At 45.7% G+C, this 2,012-nt stretch carries 2 protein-coding genes; both read left to right on the forward strand.

Annotated elements, in window-relative coordinates; genetic code table 11:
* The coding region (locus A3738_RS13690) for a fasciclin domain-containing protein (protein ID WP_068763646.1) at nt 1-1,350 on the forward strand (1,350 nt) is incomplete at its 5' end.
* 124 nt (nt 1,351-1,474) lie between these two features.
* On the forward strand, nt 1,475-2,012 hold a 538-nt coding region (locus tag A3738_RS13695; protein ID WP_068763647.1), incomplete at its 3' end, for a phosphoribosyltransferase.

Genomic DNA, 2,012 nt, shown 5'->3' on the forward strand with positions numbered 1-2,012 from the left:
GCATGTAGTGACAGTGATGACAGCCCTGCTGCAACACCATCGATCACAGACATTGCGTCTTCTACACCTAACTTCTCAAGTCTTGCGACAGCCGTCACTGATGCCGGTCTTGCAGGCACATTGGATGACGATTCAGCCGAACTTACAGTGTTTGCGCCAAATAATGACGCGTTCACTGCGCTACTTGACAGCAACATGAGCTGGGACGAACTCAGCGACATCCCACTTTCTACCTTATATAGTGTTCTCAAATACCACGTTGTCGGTTCAGAAATTAACGCCGAGGCAGCAGTCGCAGCAGCAGGAGGTTCAGTAACTTCTCTTCTAGGCGAGGACATCGATGTAAGTCTTAGCGGAGACGATCTATTCGTTGAGAACGCACAAGTGATCGACACAGACATCAACGCATCTAACGGCATCATCCATGAAATTGATGCAGTCATGGTTCCAATGACTCTTCCTACTGAAAACATTGCGACATTAGCTGGGACAGCTGGCCTGGCTTCTTTAGTCGCAGCAGTTGGCAGTGCTGAAATGTCTGTGGCAGATGCTCTAACTGATGCAGATGCTACGTTAACCGTATTCGCACCTACCGATGCAGCGTTTGCTGATTTCCTTAGCGCTAACGGCTTTGCAGATGTTGACGCAATCCCTGACGACCTACTAACACGCGTTCTTAACTATCACGTAGTTCCTGGTTTCGTTCCTTCTGAAGCAGCAACAAGCCTCGTGTCTGGTGGCATGCCGATGGCAGATACAGCCTTAACAGACACTCAAATTTCACTCTCCCTAACCGGGTCAACGCTATACGTAAACAACGCTGCAGTTACATCAGCTAATAACCTAGCAACGAATGGTGTTGTCCACGTTATCGATAAAGTTCTTCTTCCACCAGAACTTGCGATAGATACATCAGACGAGACAGACAGTATTGCTGCAATTGTTACAGCGGCAGCTGGCGCGTCTATGAATGCCGATCTAACAACTTTGCTAGCTGNTGTTACTGCAGCTGATCTAGCTGGTACTCTATCTGGTGCGGGTACATTCACTGTATTTGCTCCTACTGATGCAGCATTCGCGGCAGCAGGTTTCGATGAAAATAACATTGGTGCCGTCGAAGGTTTGCAAGATATTTTGCTGCAGCACGTTTTGGGTTCAGAGGTCAGTGCATTGGCAGCATACGCAGCTAATGGCTCTGACGTTGCAACACTTCGAGAAGGTTCATCAGTGTCAGTAGAAATTTCAAATGGTGATTTGCTGATTGAAGGCGCTAAAGTAATCGAAACTGATATTAAAGCGAGCAATGGTACGATCCATTTGATCGATTCAGTTATTCTCAGCACTAACTAAGTGCGACATTAGATCAGTACTATAAGGTCGGGGAATACCCGACCTTTTTTATTTCTAATGAAAGTTAATCCTTTTTTGGCTATAGTTCGCGCCGATTACTTATTACTTGTATTTGGTACGAACAATGGAAAAAACTTTTATCAGCGCCCAGCAACTTCTTGAAGACTCATTCAAGCTAGCAATTCAAATTTATGAAAGTGGCTTCCGCCCTGACTACATCGTAGGCGTATGGCGTGGTGGTGCTCCAGTAGGCATCGCTGTTCAAGAAATGTTTGAAGTGCTTGGCGTCAAATGCGACCACATTGCTATTCGTACTTCGAGCTATACGGCCATTGGCGAACGCGCTAAACAAGTAAAAGTGCACGGTTTAACGTATCTCATTAATCGCGTTGAAAGCCACCAGAACCTGTTAATTGTTGACGATGTACACGACAGCGGTCTGAGTATTGATCAAACTATTGTTGATCTTACTGCTCGCTGTAAAAAGAACACTCCAACTATTAAAGTTGCGACCCCCTACTACAAGCCTAAGAACAACAAGACTAATCGCATCCCAGATTACTTCTTATATGAGAGCGATGAGTGGCTGGTATTCCCGCATGAATTAGATGGCTTAACAAAAGAAGAACTTATCGCAAATCGTCCAGAGTCTGCGGCGATTA

This window comes from Oleiphilus sp. HI0066 (assembly GCF_001635725.1).